This is a genomic window from Halarchaeum salinum, assembly GCF_039520965.1.
GTDB classification, from domain to species: domain Archaea; phylum Halobacteriota; class Halobacteria; order Halobacteriales; family Halobacteriaceae; genus Halarchaeum; species Halarchaeum salinum.
The window spans coordinates 12,727-29,200 of sequence record NZ_BAAABL010000035.1 but is presented as its reverse complement, the minus strand read 5'-3'; the positions used below and the strand labels follow the sequence as shown (position 1 = coordinate 29,200).

Below are 16,474 nucleotides of genomic sequence, written 5' to 3'. Positions count from 1 at the left end.
GAACGGAACAGTCGGAGAACGGCGGTTTTCGCGGTTTCAGTCGAGCGCGTAGTAGGCGTTGCGGAGCGTCGCGGGCGTCACATCCGCGGCGTCGGCGGCCCGCTGCTGGGTGAGTGAGTGGTCTTCCTCGCGGGCGGCAGCGTAGAGGCAGGCGGCGGCGACGCCGCTGGGTTTGCGGCCGCCGGTCGACCCGCTCTCGGCGGCGTCGGCGGCGAGTTCGGTGGCACGGCGTTCGACGACGCGGGGAACGTCGAGTTCGGTGGCGAAGCGCGGGATGTACTCACGGGCGTCGATCGGGCCGGTCGGGAGCCCGAGGTCGCGGTTCATCGCGGTGTACGCGGCGCGGAGCTCGTTCTCGTCGGCGCGCGCGACGGCGACGATCTCGGTGACGGTGCGCGCGACGCCGTTCGTCCGGCAGACGGCGTAGACGGCGGCTGCCGCGAACCCTTCCAGGGAGCGCCCGCGGAGGAGCCCCTCCGACTGGGCGCTGTCGAAGAGCGCGCAGGCCTGATCGCGGACACCGTAGGTGAGCGAGAGCGAGCTCACGAGCCGGCGGATCTCGGTGAAGGCGTAGATCTGGTTGCGCTCGGCCTTCGAGGCGACCTGTGCGCGGCTGTGTTGGCGGCGGAGGCGCGCGAACTGGCGGCGTTTGCGGCCGGTGAGCCGCGAGGAGTAGCCGATCTCGGTGCTGAGACCGCGATCGTGGCGCGATCGGGTGAGCGGCGCGCCGACGCGTTCGCGGTTCCGGTCGTCGTCGGCGAACGAGCGCCACTCGGGGCCGCGATCGAGTCGATCGGTGTCGACGACGAGCCCGCACTGCGTGCAGACGGTTTCGTGGCTGTCGCGTTCGAGGTCGCCGGTGCATTCGGGGCAGGTCGTCGTCGCCTGGCTCATACTCACAACTTGGTGCCGAACGAGTACTTAAGTGATCGACGGAGGGCCGCGTTCGGTCGGTCGATGGACCGCGGAACGTCCCGGTCACCGGGACGTTCGGAATCGTGTGAATTCGGGCGCGAGAGTCAGCCTGAACGGTACGTTCATGTACGGGAGCGGACGGATAGGGTGATGATGGGGCTCTCGGACATCGCGGCGGGGTTGACGATCACGACGCCACAGCGTGAGCGGGGGGTCGCGACGGTCGACGCGACGGACGCCCCGCTCGCGGAGCGGTTGGCACCGTACGCGGACGACCTGCCGTGTCCCGTGGCGGTCGCGGCGACGCTCCTCGACGCCTACGGCGCGGGGACGAGCGTCGGAGCCGCCGCGGCCGCGGCCGGAATCGCACCAACCACCGGGGCGAAAGCGTTGCACGTCCTCGGGGTCGGCGGCGTCAACCCGCTGTCACCGCTCGCGCGCGAGATCGTCGCGGACTGGCTAGATGGCGGGCTCACGCGGAGCGAGGCGGTGACGCTCTCGGGAGCGAGCGACACCGAGTTCGCCCTTGGGGCGTACTGCGCGACCCACCCGCCAGCTGAGGGCGCGGCGGCGGTCGTCGCAGCGGCACGCGAGCCGGATTCGCGGTCGCTCGGCCGACGGGACCGGGAGGCGCTCGCGGAGGCGTGTGAGACACCGGACGCGCTCCGATAGCTCAGTCGAGACGGCGGCGGAGGCCCGCGAGGAAACCGGCGCTCGTCTCGGGAACGAGATCGTCGATGGCGAACGCGTGCTCAACGAGCGACGCGACAGCGCGGGTGTAGTCGTCGGGTTCGGTGGGCGTGACGGCCGGTGCGTCACGCTCCGGCCCGAGGTCGGCCTCAGGAGCGGTGACGGCCGCATCGGCGAGCGCGTCGTCACTCGCGCGGTTGGCGACGACGATCGGGTCGCTATCGACGCCGACGTCGGCGAGGCGGCCGCGTTCGCGCGCAAGGGCGTCCCGCCCACGTTCGTCGGAGTGCGTGACGAGCGCGAGCTGATCAGTGCTCGTGACGGCCGCGACGGCGGGGTTCGTCACGACGGGCGGCGTATCGGCGAAGACGTAGTCGTAGCTGTCGGCGGCTTCGCCGATGCGTTCGGAGAATCGTTCGGCCGCCTCTGCGGCGTTGGCGTCGGCAACGCGACCGAACGGCGCGTGTGACGGGGCGAGTGTGAGCGTACCGTCACCGGGCGTATCGAGCGGATACGCCGCGTCGTCGACGGCGAGTTCGGGGTCGATCGCGAGCGCCGTCGAATCGGGGTCGAGACGGGCGTCGACGTACGTTGAGAGCCCCTGCGTCGCGTAGTTCGCGTCGAGCACGATCGCGTCGTGACCGGCCGCGGCGACGAGCGCGGCGGCCTCGACGGAGAGGCGAGTCGCGCCGACGCCGCCGGCCGCGCCGACGACGGCGAGGGTACGCGGTTCGGATGCGGGCATACGCGTATCGGCGAGCGGCCCGGATAAAAGCGCGGCGGCGGGCTACTCGTTGATGCCGTAGTCGTCGTCCGTCCAGTCGTTCGCGGGCGTGTCGTAGACCGGGTGGTTCCGGTCGCGTTCGTCGAGGCGGGCGTGATCGGCGTCGTCGAGCTCCCAGTCGAACAGCTCGCGGTTCTGCTCGACGTGCTCGGGCGAGGAGGATTTCGGGAGGGCGACAACGTCGTTCTCGACGGCCCACTTGAGCACGATCTGCGCGGGCGACTTCTCGTACGTCTCGGCGAGGTCCTGGACGACCTCGTCCGCAAAAACCTCGGTGCGCGCGAGCGGCGCGGCGGCTTCGATCACGGTGTCACTCGAACGGCAGTAGTCCACGAGGTCGTCGCGCTGGAACCACGGGTGGTACTCGATCTGATTGACGGCGATGGGTACGTCGCTGACGTGCTGCGCGCAGGAGAGCTGATAAGCGCTGAAGTTGGAGACGCCAACGTTCTTCACGAGGCCGCGCTCTTTCAGCGTCGCCATCGCGTCCATCGTCTCGCGGACGGAGATCGCGGGGTTCGGCCAGTGGACGAGGTAGAGGTCGAGATAGTCGGTGCCGAGTCGGTCGAGGGAGGCCTCACAGGACTCGATGAGGGTGTCGTAGGTGAGGTGTTTCGGGAGGACCTTCGAGGTGAGCCAGAGGTCGTCGCGCTCGTAGTCGGTGAGGACGTCGCCGATCGCGGCCTCGTTGTGGTAGCCCTCGGCGGTGTCGACGTGGGTGTAGCCGGCGTCGAGGCCGGCTCGGACGGCGTCCTGCACGGTCTCGCCGCCGATGTCCCACGTCCCGACGCCGACCGTCGGGAGTTCGTCGCCGCTCTCGAGTGTCACGGTAGGTGCGGGCATCTCACAAAGAGGGGCGGTCGGAACAACCTTAGTGGTTCGGACGGCGGCAACCGTCGGGGACGCGTCCAGTGGTGCCCGCGTCTCAGCCTTCGATCCGCGCGGCGATGTCGTCGAGTTCCTCGTCGTCGAGATGCGGGCGTTCGCCCGCGACCGCGTGGATGGGACCCCCGCCGTCACCCTCGAAACGCGGGATGATGTGGGCGTGAACGTGCGGGACTTCCTGGCCCGCGGCTTCGCCGTCGTTGATCCCGACGGTGAGCGCGTCGGCGTCGACGGCCGCCTCGACGTCAGGGGCAAGGTCGGAGAGGAGGTCGAAGACGGCGCGCGACTCCTCGGCGTCGAGATCGGCGAGCCGCTGGCAGTGACTCGTCGGGACGACGAGCGTGTGGCCGGGTGCGAGCGGGTTCGCGTCGAGGAACGCGAGCGCGCCGTCGGTTTCGGCGACGATACGGCCGGGGATGTCACCAGCGACGATCGAACAGAAGATGCAGTCGTCACTCATGTACGAGTCGTGCGCGCGGTGCGGCCTTAGTTATTCGGTGAGGGGGAGCACGACGCCGAAGACGAGCGGACAGAGGACGATCCCGAGCGCGCCGAGCCCCTCGGCATCGACGGCGGTAGTCATCGCCCAGCCGGGGATCGACCCGAGGAGCGCCGGCCCGGCGTCGGCGAGGAGGAACCCGCCGAGGACGAGGCAGACGGAGAGGAGCGTCGCACGTTTCGTCAGCGTCGGATAGTCGATGTCACCGTAGCGGCCCATAGGTCCCGAAGTCGGTTGTACGTCGAAAGCGTTTCGCCCGAGCACGGCGCGCCCGCGGGCGCGGGACCGATTCTCCTTTCACCGAGGAGGGAGACGGATGGGGCATGGACCGATTCGCCGAACCCCCGGAGCAGTACGATCCCGAGGCGGTTCGGGACCGGGTGTTCGACTACTGGGACGAGGTGGACGCCTATGAGCAGACGAAGGCACACCGCGAGGACGGCGAGGACTTCTTCTTCGTCGACGGCCCGCCCTACACGAGCGGTGCGGCCCACATGGGGACGACGTGGAATAAGTCCCTGAAGGACGCCTACATCCGCTACTACCGGATGAACGGCTACGACGTGACGGACCGGCCGGGCTACGACATGCACGGCCTCCCGATCGAGACGAAGGTCGAGGAGAAACTCGACTTCGACTCGAAACAGGACATCGAGGAGTTCGGCGTCGAGGCGTTCATCGAGGAGTGCAAGCAGTTCGCCGACGAACAACTGGAGGGGCTCCAGTCCGATTTCCAGTCCTTCGGCGTCTGGATGGACTGGGAGAACCCGTACAAGACGGTCGACCCGACGTACATGGAGGCGGCGTGGTGGGGGTTCAACCGCGCGGCCGAGCGCGGCCTCGTCGAGCAGGGCAAGCGCTCGATCAGCCAGTGTCCGCGCTGTGAGACCGCCATCGCGAACAACGAGGTCGAGTACGAGGACGTCGAGGACCCGACCGTCCATGTGACGTTCCCCCTGACAGATCGCGAGGGGAGCCTCGTCATCTACACGACGACGCCGTGGACCATCCCGGCGAACGAGTTCGTCGCGGTCGGCGAGGACATCACCTACCAGCAGGTCCGCGCCGTCAAGACGGACAGCGGCGCGGAGATGGGCGAGGGCGGCGACGTCGTCGACGAAGACGTCCTCTACGTCGCGGAGGCGTGCGTCGAGGACGTCCTGAAGCGCGGACGCTACGACGACTACGAGATCGTCGACTCCTTCCCCGGCTCGCACATGCTCGGGTGGGAGTACGACCACCCGCTCGCCGAGGAAGTACCGGATCGACCGGACGCACGCGGCGTCGGCGAGGTCTACCACGCCGACTACGTCGAGGCCGAGGATACGGGGCTCGTCCACTCCGCGCCCGGCCACGGTGACGTGGACTTCGAGCGCGGCGAGGAACTCGGCCTGCCGGTCTTCTGTCCGGTCGGCGGCGACGGCGTCTACACTGAGGAGGCGGGCAAGTACGCGGGGCAGTTCGTGAAGGACGCCGACGAGGCCATCACGCAGGACCTCGCGCGCAAGGGCCACCTACTCGCCTCTGGCACTGTCACGCACTCCTACGGCCACTGTTGGCGCTGTGACACGCCGATCCTCCAGATCGCCACCGATCAGTGGTTCATCACGATCACCGACGTCAAGGACGAGCTGATCGAGAACATGGAGGACTCGGAGTGGCACCCGGACTGGGCGCGGGACAACCGCTTCCGCGACTTCATCGAGTCCGCGCCCGACTGGAACGTCAGTCGGCAGCGCTACTGGGGCATCCCCGTCCCGATCTGGGTCGAGGAGGGCACGAAGGGCGCACATCCCGACGAGCGCATCGTCATCGGCACGCGCGAGGAACTCGTCGAGCGCGCCGATCAGGACCTCGACGCCGAAATGGACATCCACAAGCCCGCCGTCGACGACGTCACTATCACCGAGGACGGCGTGACGTACGAGCGCGTTCCGGACGTCTTCGACGTCTGGCTCGACAGCTCGGTGGCCTCCTGGGGCACGGTAAACTACCCCGAAGAGGAAGGGGACTTCGAGGAGCTGTGGCCGGCGGACCTCATCATGGAGGCCCACGACCAGACGCGCGGCTGGTTCTGGTCCCAATTGGGAATGGGCACCGCGGCGATGGGCGAGGTGCCCTACGACGAGGTGTTGATGCACGGCTTCGCGAACGACGAGGACGGCCGGAAGATGTCCAAGTCGGTTGGCAACGTTGTCCAGCCCGACAAGGCCATCGAGAAGCACGGCGCGGACGCGATGCGGATGTTCCTCCTCGGGCAGGACCCGCAGGGCGAGGATATGCGCTTCTCCTGGGACGAGATGGAGAACATGCAGCGCGACCTGAACGTCCTCTGGAACGTCTTTCGCTTCCCGCTGCCCTACATGCGCGCGGACGACTTCGACCCCGAGGCGCAGACGGTGGACGACCTCGACCTCGCCGTCGAGGACGAGTGGCTGCTCTCGACGCTCCAGACGCTCAAGCACGACACCGAGGAGTACTGGGAGAACCGCGAACAACACCGCGCGCTCCAGGCGCTGCGCGAGTTCGTCGTCGAGGACCTCTCGCGCTACTACATCCAGCTCATCCGCGAGCGCGTCTGGACCGAGCAGATCGGGGAGAACAAGACCGCCGCGTACGCGACGCTCCACAAGGTCCTGCGTGAGGTCGTCGCGCTCCTTGCACCCTACGCGCCGTTCGTCAGCGAGGAGATGTACGGCTATCTGACCGGCGAGTCGGATCACCCGACCGTCCACATGTGCGACTGGCCCGAGGAGGAAGAACGCTTCCGCCAGCCCGCCCTGGAGGACGCCATCGACACCGCGCGTTCGATCGAGGAGGCCGGCAACCACGCGCGCCAGCAGGCCGGCCGGAAGCTCCGCTGGCCGGTCGCGCGCATCGTCGTCTCGCCCGACGACGAGCGCGTCGCCGAGCAGGTCGACGACTATCGCGGACTGCTCGCCGATCGGCTCAACGCCCGGCGGATCGAGGTTCTAAGCCCGGACGAGACGTTCGGCGACGTCGAGTACAGCGCCGAGGCCGACATGAGCGTCCTCGGGCCCGCCTTCGGCGGCGACGCAGGCGAGGTCATGGAGGCGTTGAACGCCGCGCGCGTCGACGACGACGACCTCGATTTGCTGGAGGACGCCGTCCGCGACGCGCTTGAGCGCGAGGTGCAACTCACCCCCGAGATGGTGACGTTCCGCGAGGAGACGCCGGACGACGTCGCCGCCGCCGCCTTCGAGGGCGGCACCGTCTACGTCGATACGGAACTCGACGACGACCTCGAAGCAGAGGGGTACGCCCGCGAGATCATCCGGCGCACCCAAGAGCTGCGCAAGGACCTCGACCTCGATATGGAGGCCGAGATCCGCCTCGACGTACTCGTCTTCGACGACCGCGTCGCCGAGCTCGTCAGCGAGCGCACGGACCTCATCACCGAGGAGGTCCGCGCCCGCGAGCTTGAGGAAGTGGACGCGGACGACGCGAACACGGTCGTCGAGGAGTACGACGACGTCGAGGGCGTGCGGATGCGCCTCGGCGTCAAGCAGGTCTGAGGCGGCGAGTGACTATTCTCTCCCGAGCGCCTTCGCCACCGCGGGCGCGGCCGAGGATTCGCTGACAGCGCGCTCGATGGTGTCGGTGGCGACGACGTCGTCGACGCCGGCCTTCGCGAGTTTCGTGCGGGCGTTCGCGGCGAGCAGCGGGTGGACGCACGCGACGAAGACGCGAGCCGGGTCGTCCAGCAGCCCGATCGCCTCGCTCATCGTCGAGCCGGTGGCGACGATGTCGTCCACGGCGACGACGTCCCGACCCGAGACGTCGGTCTCGCTCGGCGTGATCTCGACGTCCGTCCCGGTGTGGCGGACCTTCTCGAAGAAGTCGGCGTCGCCCGGCCCGTAGGCGTCCCGCACGGATTCGGCGAGCGGGAGCGCGGAGGCGTCGGGCGCGAGGAAGACGGGATCGCGGAGGTCCTCGGGGAGCGGGTCGGCGAGATGTGGCGTCGCGTCCACGTTCGTCGCCGGCACGTCGAAGAACTCGCAGACGGCGGGTTCGTGGACGTTGACGGTGTAGACGGCGTCGGTGCCCGAAGAGATCGCGCGCGCCATCGCGCGGGCGGAGACCGGTTCGCCGGGCTCGAAGGCCTCGTCCTGTCGGGCGTAGCCCATGTACGGGAGGATGGTGACGACGCGCTCCGCGCCGGCCTCGCGGACGGCGTCCTGCAACTGGAGGAGTTCGACGAACGAACCGTCATCGACGGTGGAGGCGACGACGACGGCGCGGCCATCGACCGGCGGGACGCGGACGATGCGCTCGCCGTCCGGGAACGACTCGTATTCGACGCGTGCGAGCTCCTCGCCGAGTTCGGCGGCGAGCGCCGACGCGAGGCCCTGCGAGGCGGAGCCACTGACGATCATGGCCGTAACGTGTGCCAGCGAGGGGTTAGGCGTTTCCGTCCGGCGTCAACGCGCCTCGACGACGGCGATGGCGGCGACGCCGGGGAGGCCGATGGTGCGAGTGCGCCAGCCGTGGCCGGCGTCGACGGCGACGGTCCCCGACGAGTCGACGGCGTAGAGCGCGCCCGCGCCGTAGGCGACGTCCGCGAGGTCGGTGAGCGGGCAGTCACGTTCGCTCCAGTCGTCGCCGTCGTACTCGAGGAGCGTATCGTCGACGACCGCAGCGGCGTGATCGGCACGGACGGCGACGACCGTCGCGCGCCCGTCGCGCTCGGCGAGCCAGCCGTTGCCGAGGCGATAGACGCCCTCGTCTGTGGCGGCCCACGGGCCGGCGGCGGAAACATCGTTCGCGTCGTCGAGCCCGGCGTGCGCCACGTCGGTCGCGGTTTCGTCGCCAGTGACGCGATAGACCCCCCCGACGGTGGCGAGGAGAGGCCCGTCGGCGCGGCGGGCCTCGGGTGTCATACCGCACGTCGTCCAGTCGTCGTCCTCGCGGACGGCGGCGCGGCCTTCGGGGCCGGCGGCGAGCAGGGTGTCGGCGTCGTAGCTCACGGCGACGGCGTCGCCGAAGCCAGTCGGAGAGAACGGTACGTCGCCGTCACCGGTGACGGCGTTCCGACCGGCGTCAGTGGTTCGGACGTCCTCGCGGTCGGCGACAGCCGCGGTGCCCCCGCGAACGGCGACGTCGCGGACTTCGGTGGTGGTGAGGAGGGCGAACTCGCCGATCTGGTCGCCCGAGACCGCGACGGCGGCGAGGCCACGGTCGGTGCCGACGAGCAGGGTCTCGGTGCCGGTCTGTTCGGCGTAGACGCGTTTCTCGTCGAGGCTGATGTCGTGATCGCTCATACGGGAAGTGGTGGGTGCGGTGATAGAAAGGGTTGTGCCCGCGGTGCCGAGCGACGCGGGGCTCCTCGAGGAGGCGAGCGGTGAGCGACAGCGAGCCGTGAGTTGCGCGATAGACGGACCACGCGGGCCGCTGACGGCGCGGACCGCGCGATACTTCCCTCGTGCGTCCCGACTACCGAGTATGCGACGACGTCGGTATCTCGCGGCGGCGGCGACCGGCCTCGCGGGCGCGCTCGCGGGCTGTAACGGCCTGGGTCTCGGACTCTTCGGGCCGTCGGGCGAGTGGAAACTCCGCGCGATGCCGGCCGACCCGGACGCGAGCGAGCACACCTGCACGCTGAAAGAACCGTTCGTCTCGGCACATCCGCATCTGGAGACGGTGCTCTCGCGGGCGCGCGACGGCGAACGCGGATCGTGGTCGGAGCCCGTCTACCTCGACGCAAAGACGGGTAACGAACTTGGGGCGGACCTCGCCGACTACTGCGAGGGAGGCTTTCGCGGCGTCTACTTCTACGGCGACGGAGCGTACTTCGTCAGTCTCGTAGACCGTCATCCGGGCAACGGGAAGGGCCACGACGGGGGCTCGCACACCCACTAGGAAACCACTTTGAGTCGTCCGGCGGAAGGGACATCCATGCAGGTGTTCGGGTCGAGCGGGACGCGCGGCGTCGCGAACGAGGAACTGACGCCAGCGTTCGCGCTCCGCGTGGCGAAGGCCGTCGGCACCGTCCGCGACGACCCGCGGATCGCCGTGGGACGCGACACGCGCCGGACGGGGCGGCTGTTGGAGAACGCCGTCGCCGCGGGGCTCGCGGCGGTCGGCGTGGACGTCGATCGTCTCGGGGTCGTTCCGACACCGGGGCTGCAGGCGTACGCGGCCGACGAGGGCATCCCGGCGGTGATGGTGACGGCGTCGCACAACCCACCTGCGTACAACGGGCTGAAGCTCGTCGGCGCGGACGGCGTCGAACTCCCCGTCGAGGCCCTGGAACGGATCGAGGACGTGTTGCTCGGCGAGGAGTTCGAGCCGGTCGCGTGGGACGAAACTGGTGAAGATCGGGACGTCGAGGGGGTGCGCCGGCGATACGTCGAGGGGCTTCTCGATGCCGTCGACCGCGAGCGGATCGCCGATGCGGAGTTGACGGTCGCACTCGACCCCGGCCACGGCGCGGGCGCGGTAACGAGCCCAGACTTCTACCGCGAACTCGGCTGTCGCGTCGTGACAGTGAACGCCCAGCCGGACGGCCACTTCCCGGGGCGCGACCCCGAGCCGGTCGCGGCGAACCTCGGCGAGCTCGGGCGACTCGTGCGTGCGAGCGACGCTGACGTCGGTATCGCCCACGACGGCGACGCCGATCGCGCGATCTTCTACGACGAGACGGGGACGCACATCGACGGCAGCGCGTCGTTCGCGGCGCTCGCCGCCGCCGAGCTCTCGGACGGTGACGTTGCCGTCTCCGCCGTGAACGTCAGTCAGCGCCTCGTCGACGTCTGCGAGGCCGCCGGGGCGGACCTCGAACTGACGCCGATCGGCTCGACGCGGATCATGACGCGGATCGGACAGCTACGCGAGGAGGGCGAACACGTACCGATCGCGGGCGAGGGCAACGGCGGCGTGATCTTCCCGGACCACCGGATCACCCGCGATGGGGCGTACATCGGCGCGCGCTTCCTCGAACTGCTCGCGGACGGGACGGCCGCGAGCGACGTCGTCGCGCCGTACGACGGCTACGCGAACGTCCGCGTAAACGTCGCATACGACGACGAGACCGAGCGCGAGGCACTGCTCGCGGCCGCGGAGACGTACGCGGACGACGCCACCGCGACCGGCGACGCCAAATTGACGACTATCGACGGCTATCGCCTCGACTATGGCGACGCGTGGGTGCTCGCGCGCCCATCGGGGACGGAGCCGGTCGTGCGTGTCTACGCGGAGGCGCACACGGAGTCGCGGGCCCACGGGCTCGCGGACGATGTCGCCGAGGCGCTGCGAGCGGCGTTATGACGGGGGGTCGTCGAGCGTTTCGGCGAGGCGGGCACGCGCGTCGCGGGCGTCGGCGAGCGCGTCCGCGACCGTGCCGTTCGCGACGCGTTCGCGCTCGTCGTCGTCGAGTTCCGCGCGGGCGAGCGCGGCCTCGCGGAGGCGTTCGTACCGCTCAGCGTCGAGGCGCGCGAACGTGAGCACCTCGCGGAGCCGTTCGACCGCCTCGTCCGCGTCGAGGCGCGCGAGCGCGGAGACGAGTTCGTCCGCCCGGTAGCGCAGGACGTCCGCAGGGTCGGGCGGCCAGCCGAGCGTCAGAAAGTCGCCGTCGAGGCGCTGGAGGAAGGACCGGTTCGCGCCGACGACGCGTTTGAGCGCCGCGGGGTCCTCGACGTAGTGCTCGAGTTTCGAGAGCGAGTCGTCGCCGTACTCGAGGAGGATCGAGATGGGTTCGTCGCCGGCGTCGTGGTCGCGGACGTACGCGAGGAGTTCGGCCGGGACGGTCGGCGCGTCGACGAGCGGGAACGCCGAGAGGGCGTCGAGCCAGTCGAGCACGTCGCGGGCGGGTCGCTCGGCAAGCGCGTCCGCGACGGCGGTGCGCGCCGCGGTGTCGTACGCCTCGATGGGTTCGCGGAGATCGTCGACCGGGGCATCGAGATCGGCGTCGGCGAGGCGAGCGACGCGTTCGAGGCGGGCAATCTCGTCGTCGATCGCGTCAAGGCGGTCCTCGGCGTCGTACCGAACGGACTGGTAGGCCTCGCGGGCGGCCGCGCGCTCGTCGAGACGCTCGGTGAGATCGGTAACTGGATCGAGGGCGTCGCGGGCGCGCTCGAAGTCCGATTCGGTGACGCGGCGCTTGTCGAGCGCGTCGTCGTAGTCCTTGAAGGCGTCGGCGCGCGGGAGGTCGTCGTCCACGTCGTCGACGAGTTCCGCGACCTTCCCCTCGAACTCGATGTACGCCTGGAAGTCGCCGGAGCCGGTCGCGGAGTCCTCGTAGCGATCGAGGAGGCGGAGGGCGTTTTTCCGGTGTTCGCGGAGGCGTTCGAGCGTGTCGACCCCGTACTCGTCGACGGCGGCCTCGGCGTCGGCGAGGCGCTCGCGAGCGTCGTGGAGGCGTGTGAGGAGCCCCGAAACGTCGGCAGGGTCGTCCGTCACGGTGGCGTCGGCCATCGTCACTCGTAGACGTCGTCGGGATCGAAGGCGCGCTCGCCGACGGTCTCGCCCTCGATAGTGCGGTAGAAACAGGAGCGATAGCCGGTGTGACACGCCCCGCCGGTCTGCTCGACGATGTAGAGCAGCGCGTCGCCGTCGCAATCAACGCGGACGTCCTCGATCTCCTGCGTGTGGCCGCTCGTCGCGCCCTTCTCCCAGAGTTCCTCGCGGGAGCGCGAGTAGTAGTGTGCGCGCCCGCTCTCGACGGTCCGTTCGACGGCCTCCCGGTTCGCGTACGCCAACATCAGGACATCACCGGTCTCGGCGTCCTGCGCGATGGCGGGCACGAGGCCGTCGTCGCCGAAGTTGAGGTCCACGCCGAACTCGCTCTCGCTCATACCGGGAAGATGCCGTCGGGAGTGGATAGGTCTTCTGTCGCGCCGTCAGTCGCCGCCCGACCCCGTGACACGCTCGCGGGCCTCCGCAAGCGTGAAGTTACCCTCGTAGAGCGCGGTGCCGACGACGACGGCGGCCGCGCCCGCCTCTTGCAGGGCGGTAATGTCCTCAAGCGTCGCGACGCCGCCCGAGGCGACGACCGGGATGTCGACGGCGTCGACGACGCGTGAGACGACGTCCGTGCGGACGCCGGCCTGCTGGCCCTCGACGTCGACGTCGGTGAAGAGGACACCCGACGCGCCGACGTCCTCGAACTCCGCGGCGGCCTCGGCGGGATCGAGGCCGGTGCCTTCAGTCCACCCGGAGACGACGACCTCGCCGTCCTTGGCGTCGAGGCTGACGAGCACGCTGTCGTCGTAGACGTCCGCGATCTCCCCGACGAGGGCAGGGTTCTCGACGGCGGCCGTCCCGAGGATGACGCGATCGACACCGATTTCGAGGAGGTCGCGCGCGTCGGTGAACGACCGGATGCCCCCGCCGACCTGCACGTCCGCGTCGTCGCCGACGGCCTCGACGACGGCCGCGATGGCGTCCTCGTTCTCCCGTACGCCCTCGAACGCCCCATCGAGGTCGACGAGGTGGATCGTCTCCGCGCCCGCGTCTAGCCAGTCCTCCGCGGCCGCCACGGGGTCGCCGTAGCGTTTCCCCGTCCCGCGCTCGCCCTGGACCAACTGGACGACTTCACCGTCCTGGACGTCGACCGCGGGGACGACCTCGAATTCCTCGAACATACCCGAACTGCGAGGGCGGGGAAGAAAAACGTCAACGTTCGGCGGCGCGCCACGCGATGGCACCGTGACTCGCTGCACGCGATGGCGTGACAATCCACGGACGGGACGACCCACGGACGGGACAGCATGACAATCAGCGGATGGGACGACCAACGGACACGGCGACGCGCGCCGTCACGGCGACCCCGATCACGCCGGGGTATCACCGGGTTCAAACCGGCTGCGGGCGTAGCCGGAGGCGATGGCTGCGCTCCTCCTCGCCGTCGGCGTGCTTGTCGCGGCGTTCGTCGGCTACAACATCGGCGGCTCCTCGACGGGCGTCGCGTTCGGGCCGGCGGTCGGTTCGAAGGTCGTGACGAAACTCGGCGCGGCCGTGCTCATGTCCGTCTTCGCCCTCCTCGGCGGGTGGACGATCGGCCGGAACGTCATCAGTACGATGGGCGGCGAGATCGTCCCGAGTTCGGAGTTCACGCTCCCCGCGAGCGTCGGCGTGCTCTTCTTCGTCGGCGTTGCGCTCCTCGTCTCGAATCGCTACGGCGTCCCGGCCTCGACGTCGATGACCGCCGTCGGCTCGATCGCCGGTCTCGGCGCGGCGACCGGCACCCTCCACATGGCGACAATGGGGCGCATCGTCTCCGCGTGGGTCGTCGCGCCCGTCCTCGCCTTCTGGATCTGCGCCGTCGTCGGCCGGTACGCCTACCCGTACCTGGACGCGTTCTTCCGCCTCGATGTCCCCGAAAAGGGGCTGCTCGTCTGGGACGATGCCGGCCCCATCGACTATCCGGTCGGGACGAACGAGAACGCGACCGCCCGGCAGTTCGTCGCCGCGTTCCTCGTCGTCGCCATCGGCTGTTACATGGCGTTCTCCGCGGGCGCGTCGAACGCCGCGAACGCCGTCGCACCGCTCGTCGGCGGCGGATACCTCTCCGCGAGCGTCGGCGTCCTCCTCGCCGGCGTCGCCATCGCCGTCGGCGCGTTCACGATCGCGCGACGGACGCTCGACACCGTCGGCAACGACCTCACTGACCTCCCGCTGCTCGCCGCGTTGGTCGTCGAGGTCGTCTCCGCGAGCCTCATCACCGCCCTCTCGGTGCTCGGAATACCGGCGAGCCTTGCTGTCTCTGCGACGATGTGCATCGTCGGCCTTGGGTGGGGGCGTGCGACACGGACGGTGCGGGCGAACGACGCCCTCCGCGGCGAAGAGAGCGCACCGATAGCGATGGGCTCGCTCGCGGAGGAGCAGGCGGACGATCCGCGTGACGTTCCCCGGATCGGCGAGGAGGACCCCGACGACCTCGCCGCCGCGGACCTTTTCGACCCCGCTGCCGTCGGCCGGGTCGTGATCCTCTGGGTGCTCACACCCTCGGTCGCGGCCGCGGCGTCCTTCGCCCTGTTCAGCCTCACGTCAGTCGTCCGGTAAGGACGCGACTCGCTACGCGAAACCGGCGGCGACTACGTGAAAACAGCAAGGCCTTTCATTACGGGCGAAAAATCTCACGGTGATGCCAACCGTCGAATACCTGAACTACGAAGTCGTCAGCGACCAGGGCTGGGACATTGACGACGACGACCTCTTCGAGAAGGCTGCGGACGCCGGGCTCGACGAGGAGGACTTCGGTGAGCTGGACGTTCCCGAAGGGAGTTACATCCTCGAGAGCGCGGAAGCACAGGGCTACGACTGGCCGTTCTCCTGCCGCGCCGGTGCGTGTGCGAACTGCGCGTCCATCATCAAGGAGGGCGAGATCGACATGGACATGCAGCAGATCCTCAGCGACGAGGAGGTCGAGGAGAAGAACGTGCGCCTGACCTGCATCGGGTCGCCGGCCACGGACGAGGTCCGGATCGTCTACAACGCAAAGCACCTCGACTACCTCCAGAACCGCGTCATCTAACGCGACCGCGGGCCGATCCGACGAACTTTCTTTCGTGACGCGCCGCCGCGTAGCGGCGCATCGGTATCGACGGTCGGCGGCGTCCCGGCTGCCCGCCGAAACTCCTTTGCCTCTCTCGCGCGCCCGTGTGGTCGTGTACGCGACCGTCCCCGACCTGCTCCGCCTGCTTGCCGTCCCCGCCTTCGCGTATGGGGCGTACCGGGACATCGAAACGCGTCGCGTCCCCGACCTGCTGTGGCCGCCGCTGTTGGTGCTCGGCGTCGTCTGCCTCGCGATCGAGGGGTGGAACGCCCTCCACGCACCCAACGCGTTCACGCTCCGTGCGTTCGCGCTTCGGACGGTCGTCAGCCTCCTCATCGTCGGCGGCCTCGGCGTGTTCTTCTACGTCGTCCCCGTCGGCTTCGGCGGCGCGGACGCGAAGGCACTCGTCACCATCAGCGTCCTCCTTCCGACCTACCCGACGTACTACTTCGACGGGTTCGTCCTCCCGCACGTCCCCACGACGATCCGCGTCTTCGCGCTCACCGTCCTCACGAACGCCCTCATTTTGGGGATGGCCTACCCGCTCTACCTGCTCTGCTCGAACGCCGCGCGCGGCGAGGTCGCGTCCGTGATGGCCGTCGGCAAGCGAGTGCCAGTCGAACGCCTCCCCGTCGAGCACGGCAGCCTCCTGGAGGACCGCGAGGGGACGCATTTCACCGGCGGCCTCGACCTCGACGCCCTCCGGATGTACTGTCGCTGGCGCGGCGTCACGCTCGCCGACCTCCGCGACGACCCGGAACTGCGCGACCCCGCGACGCTCCCCGCGGAGCCGAACGACCCGACTGACGGCATGGTGACGAAAGGCGACGGCGACGTGCGGACGGACGGCGGGACGACGACGAGCGCCGACGACACGATCGACACGGGCCGTGCCAGCGTCGACACCGATCGAGAGGGAAACCACGACGACCCGTGGGGGGCGGCGGCGTTCCTCGACGACATCGAGGGCTCGGCGTATGGAACGTCACCCGCGTCGCTCCGCGAGGGCCTCGATGTCGTCACCGAGCGCGAGGCAGTCTGGATCACCCCTGGGACGCCATTCTTCGTCACGCTCTGTCTCGGCCTGATCGTCGCGTTCACCTACGGCGACATCCTCTTCGCCGTCCTCGGCGCGTTCGGGTTGGTGTAGGCGAGCGCAACGGCCTTGAGCGACGCGCGAGAAGCG

At 69.4% G+C, this 16,474-nt stretch carries 17 protein-coding genes; 7 read left to right on the top strand and 10 right to left on the bottom strand.

The annotated features are described in order from the left end of the window. Positions 1–36 precede the first annotated feature (36 nt). Positions 37–894 carry a transcription initiation factor IIB gene (locus ABDZ36_RS04550; RefSeq protein WP_211313014.1) on the bottom strand — a complete coding sequence of 286 codons (858 nt, stop codon included), beginning with the start codon at positions 892–894 and terminating at the stop codon, positions 37–39. Between the two features lie 174 nt (positions 895–1,068). Here ABDZ36_RS04550 and ABDZ36_RS04545 point away from each other — a divergent pair, with 174 nt between their 5' ends. Then, positions 1,069–1,587: a DUF7858 family protein gene (locus ABDZ36_RS04545; protein WP_211313045.1), complete on the top strand. Its 519-nt coding sequence runs from the start codon at positions 1,069–1,071 to the stop codon at positions 1,585–1,587. Between the two features lies 1 nt (position 1,588). Here the strand turns inward: ABDZ36_RS04545 and ABDZ36_RS04540 are convergent, their stop codons facing one another. The 4 genes from ABDZ36_RS04540 to ABDZ36_RS04525 form a co-directional block, all read right to left on the bottom strand. Next, complete coding sequence (locus ABDZ36_RS04540; protein ID WP_211313015.1) at positions 1,589–2,350, bottom strand: AAA family ATPase; 762 nt, start codon at positions 2,348–2,350, stop codon at positions 1,589–1,591. A 42-nt stretch (positions 2,351–2,392) separates the two neighbouring features. After that, entirely contained in the window at positions 2,393–3,232 is an 840-nt protein-coding gene (locus tag ABDZ36_RS04535) for an aldo/keto reductase (protein WP_211313016.1), read from the bottom strand. Positions 3,233–3,314: 82 nt separating this feature from the next. Next, positions 3,315–3,734, bottom strand: coding sequence for an HIT family protein (locus ABDZ36_RS04530; protein WP_211313017.1), 420 nt, complete (start codon positions 3,732–3,734; stop codon positions 3,315–3,317). Positions 3,735–3,764: 30 nt separating this feature from the next. Continuing rightward, on the bottom strand, positions 3,765–3,992 hold the full coding sequence (locus ABDZ36_RS04525; RefSeq protein ID WP_211313018.1) for a DUF7860 family protein: 228 nt from the start codon (positions 3,990–3,992) through the stop codon (positions 3,765–3,767). Positions 3,993–4,096: 104 nt separating this feature from the next. Between ABDZ36_RS04525 and ileS the strand changes: the two genes are divergently transcribed. Beyond that, positions 4,097–7,309: an isoleucine--tRNA ligase gene (gene ileS, locus ABDZ36_RS04520; protein ID WP_211313019.1), complete on the top strand. Its 3,213-nt coding sequence runs from the start codon at positions 4,097–4,099 to the stop codon at positions 7,307–7,309. Between the two features lie 12 nt (positions 7,310–7,321). On the opposite strand, the gene ABDZ36_RS04515 is transcribed toward ileS, so the two are convergent. After that, entirely contained in the window at positions 7,322–8,170 is an 849-nt protein-coding gene (locus ABDZ36_RS04515; RefSeq protein ID WP_211313020.1) for a ribose-phosphate diphosphokinase, read from the bottom strand. A 45-nt stretch (positions 8,171–8,215) separates the two neighbouring features. Then, positions 8,216–9,055: an HVO_0234 family beta-propeller protein gene (locus ABDZ36_RS04510; RefSeq protein WP_211313021.1), complete on the bottom strand. Its 840-nt coding sequence runs from the start codon at positions 9,053–9,055 to the stop codon at positions 8,216–8,218. A gap of 181 nt (positions 9,056–9,236) precedes the next feature. On the opposite strand from ABDZ36_RS04510, the gene ABDZ36_RS04505 reads away from it, so the two are divergent. Continuing rightward, positions 9,237–9,653, top strand: a complete 417-nt coding sequence (locus tag ABDZ36_RS04505) for a hypothetical protein (protein ID WP_211313022.1) — start codon at positions 9,237–9,239, stop codon at positions 9,651–9,653. Between the two features lie 36 nt (positions 9,654–9,689). Next, positions 9,690–11,060 (top strand): phosphoglucosamine mutase, encoded by a 1,371-nt coding sequence (glmM, locus tag ABDZ36_RS04500; RefSeq protein ID WP_211313023.1) that lies wholly within the window; start codon positions 9,690–9,692, stop codon positions 11,058–11,060. On the opposite strand, the gene ABDZ36_RS04495 is transcribed toward glmM, so the two are convergent. From ABDZ36_RS04495 to hisA, 3 genes are read right to left on the bottom strand one after another with little or no spacing between them, the layout of a single operon-like run. Next, complete coding sequence (locus tag ABDZ36_RS04495) at positions 11,055–12,206, bottom strand: DUF7118 family protein (protein ID WP_211313024.1); 1,152 nt, start codon at positions 12,204–12,206, stop codon at positions 11,055–11,057. The two genes, glmM and ABDZ36_RS04495, sit on opposite strands and share 6 nt — an antisense overlap. A 2-nt stretch (positions 12,207–12,208) precedes the next feature. Beyond that, a complete protein-coding gene (gene hisI, locus ABDZ36_RS04490; protein ID WP_211313025.1) occupies positions 12,209–12,586 on the bottom strand; it encodes a phosphoribosyl-AMP cyclohydrolase in 378 nt (125 codons plus the stop codon). Positions 12,587–12,631: 45 nt separating this feature from the next. Then, positions 12,632–13,375: a 1-(5-phosphoribosyl)-5-[(5-phosphoribosylamino)methylideneamino]imidazole-4-carboxamide isomerase gene (gene hisA, locus ABDZ36_RS04485; RefSeq protein ID WP_211313026.1), complete on the bottom strand. Its 744-nt coding sequence runs from the start codon at positions 13,373–13,375 to the stop codon at positions 12,632–12,634. Between the two features lie 241 nt (positions 13,376–13,616). Between hisA and ABDZ36_RS04480 the strand changes: the two genes are divergently transcribed. The 3 genes from ABDZ36_RS04480 (at position 13,617) to ABDZ36_RS04470 (ending at position 16,438) form a co-directional block, all read left to right on the top strand. Beyond that, positions 13,617–14,795 carry an inorganic phosphate transporter gene (locus ABDZ36_RS04480; protein ID WP_211313027.1) on the top strand — a complete coding sequence of 393 codons (1,179 nt, stop codon included), beginning with the start codon at positions 13,617–13,619 and terminating at the stop codon, positions 14,793–14,795. Positions 14,796–14,877: 82 nt separating this feature from the next. Next, a complete protein-coding gene (fer, locus tag ABDZ36_RS04475; protein WP_211313028.1) occupies positions 14,878–15,267 on the top strand; it encodes a ferredoxin Fer in 390 nt (129 codons plus the stop codon). A gap of 133 nt (positions 15,268–15,400) precedes the next feature. Next, entirely contained in the window at positions 15,401–16,438 is a 1,038-nt protein-coding gene (locus ABDZ36_RS04470) for an A24 family peptidase (RefSeq protein WP_211313029.1), read from the top strand. Positions 16,439–16,474 lie beyond the last annotated feature (36 nt).

Bases quoted from the DNA above. Each gene is read 5' to 3' on its own strand.
- ABDZ36_RS04510 (WP_211313021.1), bottom strand. From the start codon at position 9,055: ATGAGCGATCACGACATCAGCCTCGACGAGAAACGCGTCTACGCCGAA.
- ABDZ36_RS04525 (WP_211313018.1), bottom strand. From the start codon at position 3,992: ATGGGCCGCTACGGTGACATCGACTATCCGACGCTGACGAAACGTGCG.
- ABDZ36_RS04505 (WP_211313022.1), top strand. From the start codon at position 9,237: ATGCGACGACGTCGGTATCTCGCGGCGGCGGCGACCGGCCTCGCGGGC.
- ABDZ36_RS04550 (WP_211313014.1), bottom strand. From the start codon at position 894: ATGAGCCAGGCGACGACGACCTGCCCCGAATGCACCGGCGACCTCGAA.
- ABDZ36_RS04535 (WP_211313016.1), bottom strand. From the start codon at position 3,232: ATGCCCGCACCTACCGTGACACTCGAGAGCGGCGACGAACTCCCGACG.
- hisA (WP_211313026.1), bottom strand. From the start codon at position 13,375: ATGTTCGAGGAATTCGAGGTCGTCCCCGCGGTCGACGTCCAGGACGGT.
- ABDZ36_RS04545 (WP_211313045.1), top strand. From the start codon at position 1,069: ATGGGGCTCTCGGACATCGCGGCGGGGTTGACGATCACGACGCCACAG.
- hisI (WP_211313025.1), bottom strand. From the start codon at position 12,586: ATGAGCGAGAGCGAGTTCGGCGTGGACCTCAACTTCGGCGACGACGGC.
- ABDZ36_RS04515 (WP_211313020.1), bottom strand. From the start codon at position 8,170: ATGATCGTCAGTGGCTCCGCCTCGCAGGGCCTCGCGTCGGCGCTCGCC.
- ABDZ36_RS04530 (WP_211313017.1), bottom strand. From the start codon at position 3,734: ATGAGTGACGACTGCATCTTCTGTTCGATCGTCGCTGGTGACATCCCC.
- ABDZ36_RS04540 (WP_211313015.1), bottom strand. From the start codon at position 2,350: ATGCCCGCATCCGAACCGCGTACCCTCGCCGTCGTCGGCGCGGCCGGC.
- fer (WP_211313028.1), top strand. From the start codon at position 14,878: ATGCCAACCGTCGAATACCTGAACTACGAAGTCGTCAGCGACCAGGGC.
- ileS (WP_211313019.1), top strand. From the start codon at position 4,097: ATGGACCGATTCGCCGAACCCCCGGAGCAGTACGATCCCGAGGCGGTT.
- ABDZ36_RS04495 (WP_211313024.1), bottom strand. From the start codon at position 12,206: ATGGCCGACGCCACCGTGACGGACGACCCTGCCGACGTTTCGGGGCTC.
- ABDZ36_RS04480 (WP_211313027.1), top strand. From the start codon at position 13,617: ATGGCTGCGCTCCTCCTCGCCGTCGGCGTGCTTGTCGCGGCGTTCGTC.
- glmM (WP_211313023.1), top strand. From the start codon at position 9,690: ATGCAGGTGTTCGGGTCGAGCGGGACGCGCGGCGTCGCGAACGAGGAA.